The sequence below is a fragment of the Acidobacteriota bacterium genome (assembly GCA_040752675.1).
Taxonomy (GTDB): Bacteria; Acidobacteriota; Polarisedimenticolia; order JBFMGF01; family JBFMGF01; genus JBFMGF01.
In genome coordinates this window covers 1-8,031 of sequence record JBFMGF010000079.1, presented here as the reverse complement: position 1 = coordinate 8,031, position 8,031 = coordinate 1, and the positions used below count along the sequence as shown (strand labels likewise).

The following is an 8,031-nucleotide window of genomic DNA, read 5'->3' as shown; positions in this document are numbered from 1 at the left end:
CGTTATTTTCTCTCCATCAGCCCCCAGACCATGGATCCATTGCTGAATCTCTTCCTTATTCTGATTTCAACAAAGTTTTACATTCTACCAGATGAAAGCTTGCATCAACAAGATCATTCCATCTGGAATAGTGTATACTTATGGCGGAAACGGCTAAAGCTCCTATTATGAAAAAGAAGTTTTTTTACACCCTTCTTTCCATGCTGGGGCTCCTGGCTCTGGTGATCAATCCCGCTTCCTTTTTCAGCTTTTTCTTCCTCGCCATCCTCGTCGTTCTGCTCTCTGAAAAGATGGAGAGGTGGCAGATCACGATGGAAAGCCAGATCCTCGCCTTCTTTTCCCTTGCAGCTCTGGTCCTCATCCTTAGCAACATCTGCTCTTCTTCGATCAGCACCGAGACGGGCCGTTTGTTTCTTCACCCGCTCATGGGATCGATCGCCGAGGTTGCCATCTTTGCCTCCGCCGTTCTCGCCGTTTCCAGCTTCATTGCCTCCTCCCTTAAAAACGGAGGGAAGACCTCGGCTTTTTTCCTTACCATTCTTCTGCTTATCCTAATAGGCAATTCCCTGCAGAGAGGATTTTCGATCCTGCTGATAATCTACACCTTCATCTATGCAATCTCCCGCTCCTTCTATGACTGGCCCACGCAGCTGTTCAAATTCTGGCTCTTTATCGGCCTTCTCGCAGGATGGGCCTTTTTCTTAACGATGAGCAAGGAGACGCTCTTCCACCCTGCGTGGTGTCCCGGTTGGCTCACTTCCTCGCTCTTCTTCGAATCTCTCTTGAGGATTCTCTTCTCGGTATCCCTTGCCGTGACTCTCTTCCTCCCGGTCTCCCTGATTCTCGGAAGCCGCAAGACGAGGATGAAAACGGCGACCTCTTACTTCTTCCTCACGATCATCCCCATCATCATTCTCGTTTCTCTGATATGGCTAAATTTCTTCCTGCAGGGGAAGATGCTGCCCGTCTTCCTGCTCTGGAGGGAAAACATAGGGACGCTCCATCGCACCACTCAAAAGATCTCGCTGGAAGCTAAAGGATTGTTGAAAGATGTCTCCTCTTTAGAGGAAATGACATCGACGTTGAACGGAATCGCTCAGAAATATGAAGATGTCCTCAGCCTGAAATTTTCCAGCCCCTCTGTCTTCATCACTGTTCTCCAGCCGGATTCCGGAGAGCCGCTCGTTGCCGCTTCGTCAGCAAACGCGGCTTACATCCGCCCTTCCAATCTCCTGCAGCCAAAGTGGCTGAAAGACGGAGCGAAGACCTGGATCTTCAAGGAGAACAGGAAGATCTTTCTGAAGGGAGTGAAGACCGAGACCCTGGACCGCTTCAAAGTTAACTACCGAACGTATGTCCCCCTGGAATTCCAGGATTTCAGCGATATCTCCCCGGAGGGATACCAGTTCCTGTTCCAGCCTGGAGGAGAACGGGCTTCCGTCGTGAGGGAGTTGCGAGAAGGTGATACAGGAATAAGCTTGACGTTCGATGAAGTGATGCAGATCCTTCAGGAGGGTAGAATTCCCATCCTCGCGATCGACTGGAATAGCGGGAATTATCTTGTCGTCGGCTCCATCTTCACCTCGCCTCTTAAATACTTTTCGGGGAACGAATCCTCCTCCCTCATCTATATGGCCGTTATCTACGGGCTCGTCTCGCTGGCATCATTCTTCGCCTTTATTGCCATCATCCTTTCGAGCATCATGGGTTACATGATAAACAGAACCATGAGAAGGTCCTTCGAGGCCATCGTGGAGGGAGCCCATCACTTCAGCCGCGGCGATTTTGACCATGAGATTCCCGTCCGGAGCAGGGATGAGTACAGAATGGTGGCAGGAGCCCTTAATCAGATGGCTATAGGGATAAAAGGATATACCGAGGAACTCATCAAGAAAGAGCTCATGGAGCGGGAACTCTCCATCGCCTCCGAAGTTCAGAAAAAAATCTTCCCGGCCTCTCTCCCCTCCAGAAAGGATCTTGACTTCGGCGTCGTAAGCAGGCTGGCAGGAAAAGTGGGCGGAGATTACTATGACTTCATCGAATATTCCGAGAATGAGTTGGCCGTCATCATCGCCGATGCCTCCGGAAAAGGAATGCCGGCTGCGCTCATGATATCCTCTCTGAATGCCATTCTCCACTCCTATACCAGGCCGGTCAGAATCGTGGAACTGCTCGAAATGGTCAACACGCGTTTGAGGAAGGTTTCCACGGAAAATGCTTTCATCTCTCTTGTCTTCGGCATGTTCCAAAATGATGGACGCGAGATGAGATATATCAATGCGGGACACCCCTATCCCATTCTCCTGAAAGGAAATGGAGAATGCATTGAACTGAAGGATGGAGGCCTCTCCCTGGGAATGCTGGATGCCGTCGAATTTCGAGAGGGGTGCGTTGCGATGGAAACGGGCGATATCCTGATCTTTGTGACGGATGGGGTCCTCGAGACCCTGAGCGAGATGGGGGAGGAGTTTGGCAGCGTCAGACTGAAGGAGACGGTCGCCCAAAATCGGGACCGGAGTGCACAGAAGATCGCCGAATCCCTTTTTGAAGAACTCAAGAGCTTTTCAGGAACGGAGGAGAGGTTAGACGACGCTACCAGCATCATCATCAAATCTCAGCATCACATTCCTAGTTGATAAAAAAACAGGTTCAGAGTATATTTATTTAAAAATGAAGGAAAAACGGGGAGGAAAAGATGAAAAAATCTTTTAATGTCTTCTTTGCCCTTTTATTGATATTTTCGCTGGCTGCCTACGCCGGTCCCCAGAAAATTGGTGAGAAGGAGTTCATCTATAAGGATGGAAAATGGTTTCAGAAGGATGCCGGGCAGTTTTATGAGGTCATCCCTGACATCATCTCCGTCCGGTTCCTTCCCGAGGTCGGAAACTTCGCCACATTCGTCAGGATGCTGAAGGAAAACAACATCGATACGTCATGGATGAATGAGTTGCGTATAGTGAATGTGAACGACCTTGGAATCTACGATCTGAAGCTCTCACCTGAAGTTGATTTGTTTGACATCATCGAGAAGTTCACCGTGACGGGACTGGTGAAGTATGCAGAGCCACAGACGATGGGCCGATGGGAGGTTACTCCTAATGACACAAGGTTCGGCGAGCAATGGGGACTCCACAATACTGGACAGTCCGGGGGGAAAGTGGACGGCGATATCGATGCTCCGGAAGCCTGGGACACCGAAACGGGAAATCCCATGATCGTCCCTGCCATCGTTGATAGCGGTACGGACATCGACCATACGGACCTGGTCGACAATCTCTGGAAGAACGAGGATGAGATCCCCGGCAATGGCAAGGATGATGATGCCAATGGCTATGTTGACGATTACGATGGCTGGGACTTCGAAGGAAACGATGGCGATCCAAGGAGCACGAATAGTCATGGAACGCAGGTCGCAGGAATAGTCGCAGCCAGGACGAACAACGGGACCGGAGTGGCTGGAGTGGCTGGAGGCTTTTACAGCGACGGTGCCAGCATGATGCCGCTGAAGGTGGGAACGAGCGCGCCGAACGGATCAGTCCTCGATGACGCCATCATCTACGCGGCTGACAATGGGGCGCATATCATCACCATGAGTCTTTCCGTCGGGCAGACGCAGGCGATCGATGATGCGCTGGACTATGCCTACAATCAGAAAGGAGTTTTCATCGACTGCGCTTCCGGGAACAACGGATCTTCCGTTTCCTATCCTGCCAGAAATCCAAACGTCATGGCGGTTGCCGCCACGGACAGGTATGACAACAGGGCTTATTACTCCAATCCTGGACCGGAGATCGAGGTCGCGGCCCCCGGTTCTGACATCCTTAGCACGACGATAGGAAACAACTATGGTTCAGGAAGCGGAACATCTTTTGCGGCTCCACATGTTGCTGGCACGGCTGGTCTTCTCTTTTCTTACAACAACAGCTTAACCAACGTCGATGTCAGGCAGATACTAAAAGATTCCGCCGATGATATCGATGCTCCCGGATTCGACAACAACACCGGTTACGGCAGAATCAATGCCTGGAAAGCCCTCGACATGGCTCCCCCGCCAGTCCCCGGAATTAAGGACTATCCCAATCAGGACATCCCTGTGACCGGCACCGTTACCAATTCTTATGCTGCTCTTGGTGCAAGTGACAATTTCTATGAATCAATCACCGAAATTCAGCAACCAAAATCGGGGAGTGCAAAGGCAAGGAAGAGCCTTCTCGAACACAAGTGGAAGATCAACGTGACGGGTGGGAGCAAGGTCTACTTCCGGGTGGAGGCCTATCACACTGCAAACTCTGAAGGAGACGACTTTGTCTTTGCTTACTCGACCGATAACGTTACCTACACGGATATGCTCACGGTCTCCAAGACATCGGATGATGGAAAGCTCCAGTCCTACGCTCTTCCATCAGCGCTGAGCGGCACAATATATATTAGAGTCATGGATAAAAACCGGACAAAAGGCTACTTCAAGACGGATACAATCTCCATCGACGAGATGTTCATCGAATCCATCCCTTGAGGAACGGCATTACCCTAAGTTCTTTTCCCGTTGCTATTTCTGATTGGCTGTTTTCAGTTTGATTGCGCCGGTGCCAATGCTGAAGGTGCCGGTCTGTATACCCCTGATCTCAAATTCCGCCATCCCGTTCTTCACTTCAACGATCTTTCTATCGACAGAGACGCTAAGCGGAGTGTAGTTTGTTATCTCCACGGAAAGGGGTTTATCCGTCCCGACTATCGTGATTCTTCCCTTCGTGGACTCCCCCTTCTTCAGCTCGAGCTTATCTGCTGTCAGGCTCAATCGGATGCATAGAATCGGAATTTCTGCCTGTTTTCTTCCTTTCTCCCTTATGGCTACCGTGTACGAACCCGGCGCGATATCTTTCGGGATTTCGAACTTCATGGAAATAACCGATTCGGCGATAGGCACGATCGTCCTCCCGGCGATGGAGATTTCAGTATTTTCGGCAAGTCCATCGAATCCTGCTCCATGGACTTCGCATGCTGTGGCGGCCTGGACGATGTCCGGGGCCGACTCGATTCGAAGCGGAGCATCTTTTTCCAGGACCGGTGGCCTTAATCTGACGATCCGGACTGTTAGAGGGAAAGAGTCTGTTCCCGGTGCATAGAATGAGATGAAATCGGCTTCCACCGTTAGAGACGGGATGATGATCCTTCCGTGCTCATCGCTTCTATACATTTCGCCGCTGTCTGTTGCCACGACGGCACCTGACAGGAACGCACCAGATCCATCGGTGACGGCAAGAGTAAGTCGCTCTCCTGAAGCAGTGGAAGAAGGAGCGATTAATCTGATGCTTCGGGGAATCTCTTCCGGCTGGGTCGGCTTCCGGTGAAGCACTTCTGTCTTCTCTCCTTCTGCCGATGTCGCACTGGACGGAACGTACAGACCTCCAGAAAAAGCTCCACTTGCTTTCAACATGGGATCCTGAGCCTGGAATCCAAGCCTCACCCAGTCAGTATTTCCATTGATGATTATTCCCCAGGGGAGCGGCGAACTGGAATGCAGTTCGAGACCGATGATCTCCGTCTGGATCCATGCTTTCTCTCTTTCAAAGACCTCATAGGAACCATCCTTGCAGATTTTTCTTATCCAGTCAGCGGTTGAATCGTAAGCAGCCAGAGCTTCGATGGCTGCCGAAGAAACAATCCGATGTTGCATGGATTCTCTCAAGGCTCCCGCCGTCGTGAGACACCGGTTCTTCAGTTCCTCACAGTTCTTCAGACATTCGGCAAGCTGGGCTTCAAGATCGGCCATCTGTTTCTGAAGAGCATCAGCCTGTCCCTGCAAGCCGGCAAGCTGCTCCTGCATCTTTGCGATTCCTTTTCTGATGTTGTTCAATTTTGCCTGGCAGTCCGGTGGAATCAACCATCCGGCTTCCCTCAGATCAGGACCGCCTGAACCTCTCGCGCCCGTATAGACATTTCCATTTCTTCTATCCTCGAAGACGAGGACTTTACATTTATCAAACTGGTTGCTGTAATCTGCCGTTGCTTTCTCTATCTGATTCCGCAGATCCTGCTGTCGCCCCAGATTGTCCTGAAGCTGCTTCTTCAACTCTTCAAGTTTCTCTTTCAGTTCTTCGCATTCCTTCAGGCAATCCTCCACTCTCTGCGTGTGTTCCCTGAGCTTTTTGACATCTTCATCCCCGGGAACGGTTCCTCCTTCAGGCTGTTGCGGAGCCTGTGGTTCCCCACCTGCTCCGGCCTCTCCTCCTGGCGGCTGAGGTATCTCACCCACTCCACCTTCTCCGGTTGGAGGTTCGTCTTTTCCACCCTCCGGCTGTGGAGGAGTGGAAGTCGGCGGAGTTGAAGCTATTCCAGACATCCTCACTCTTATCCTCTTGACGCAATCTCTGAGTCTGGCCCTCGCGGCTTCATCCCCCTGGCAGGCGGGGAGGAGCGTCTCTCGAAGGCATCTTATCAGTTCAAGGCGGGCCTCGAGATCTGGATTATCGAAGTCACTCGCCATCTTCTCGAGCGTCTCGAATTCCATAGCTGCAAGCTTGAACTGTACGACCCCCGTGTAATTTTCACAGTTCAACCCGAGGGCAACGGAAGAAATCTCTCCGGCAAGCGGGGGAAGGAGCAAGGTGGCCGTGCTCGTCAGGGTCGTCTGAACCCACTCGCCCCATGGGAACCCCTCTTCCTGAGAAACCAGTGTGTCTGGAATGATTGCAATAATGAAAAGTATGATGAGAGTAATCGGTCTTCTCATATTCCCCCCTTTTTGAGATGATTATACTCTCAAAGCATAAGATATTCCTGTTGTGTTCATCTACGGCAGGAATCTTTCAGGATGTTTTAGTTTCTCGGGAAGATATGTGTCGATGACGTAATTGAGCCCCCACTTAGCGAGTGCCTGTTGCTCGGCTCGCACGCCCATCTTGATGAGCTGCTCCATTGCCTTTGCCCAGGGCCTGTGGATATGGAAGAAGGGGTCATTCTTCAGGGCATCCTTCGCCCGCTTTATGTCCACTTCCTTGAGCGGATGGGTGGGTAATTTGTAATCGGCGATGTCCTGCGGCGACACTCCAAGGAAACTTGCGCCGGGGACGCAGAAGAATTGATTGATGTGGGCGGCATTTCCGGAACCGACTTTAAGGGTCCGGTATATGTTCGAGATTCCGTAGGGGTCGCAGTCCACAAAAGCATGTACCGGGATATTCGCCGATTCCGAGAGTCGCCGCACGAACCGCCTCGTTGCTCTCGTCGGAACGCCAGCCATTGATACAAGTATGCAGTTTGCTCTCTTCCAGAACTTGTGTGACTGAAGCCTCTGGAACATACCACCTGTCTCGATGCAGAGGATGAACCTCGCCTTCGTCTTGAATTCAAGATGCTCGACGAGGCTTGGAATTGTGTAGGCTCCAGAGCCGAACCTTGTGCAGTCGATCTTCTCGACCTTCCCCGTCTCCAGGTCCCTGTCAAATACCAGCAATTCCCCCGCCACTGAACCGCCATGCTCATCGGGGATGAACCGCAACTGCTCTCTCGATACTTTTTGCATCGAGAACATGGCTTCGATGTCATCCATGACAGTATCCGATTCGACCTGTTCGTGGAACATGGCGTCGCCCCAGTTCTTGGACTGATAGTAGGCATCCCTCTTCGTGGCAAAATCATTCGTCTCGACGAGCTCCTTTGATAGTGCCATCATACGGAGCATCTGAGCAAAGGTTTTCACGGTATTGACGGTCAGCGTCCTGACCTTCTTCTGCCTTCCGATCTCGAAATAGCCAACGCCGGAATCGTACCGGACGTTGGAAAGAGATCTCACAGGGAATTTCATTTCCGGCTTATTTTTTTTCGCAATCTTAGAATGAATCTCCGCCGCCGAGCCCCTGATGGCTTCCACGGTCAGTTTGTTCACTTTTCCCTTAACTTTTGCACCCTTCATGCCATGCCCTCTACGCATGAAAATTTTCGGTTAAGAATTCTATCATCATTTATCAAGAAAGAGATAATCTCTAATTTTGTTATTGCAAATGGAGGAATTTCATCTAAAATATCTCG

The 8,031-nt window shown here is 51.0% G+C and carries 4 protein-coding genes; 2 read left to right on the top strand and 2 right to left on the bottom strand.

The genetic code is table 11. From position 1 onward, the window contains the following. The first annotated feature begins 167 nt into the window (after window positions 1-167). Window positions 168-2,636, top strand: coding sequence for a PP2C family protein-serine/threonine phosphatase (locus tag AB1756_07580; GenBank protein MEW5807188.1), 2,469 nt, complete (start codon window positions 168-170; stop codon window positions 2,634-2,636). 59 nt (window positions 2,637-2,695) lie between these two features. Beyond that, window positions 2,696-4,516 carry a S8 family serine peptidase gene (locus tag AB1756_07575; GenBank protein ID MEW5807187.1) on the top strand — a complete coding sequence of 607 codons (1,821 nt, stop codon included), beginning with the start codon at window positions 2,696-2,698 and terminating at the stop codon, window positions 4,514-4,516. 33 nt (window positions 4,517-4,549) lie between these two features. On the opposite strand, the gene AB1756_07570 is transcribed toward AB1756_07575, so the two are convergent. Then, window positions 4,550-6,733 (bottom strand): hypothetical protein, encoded by a 2,184-nt coding sequence (locus AB1756_07570; protein ID MEW5807186.1) that lies wholly within the window; start codon window positions 6,731-6,733, stop codon window positions 4,550-4,552. 60 nt (window positions 6,734-6,793) lie between these two features. Beyond that, on the bottom strand, window positions 6,794-7,915 hold the full coding sequence (locus AB1756_07565) for a DNA topoisomerase IV subunit A (protein MEW5807185.1): 1,122 nt from the start codon (window positions 7,913-7,915) through the stop codon (window positions 6,794-6,796). Window positions 7,916-8,031 lie beyond the last annotated feature (116 nt).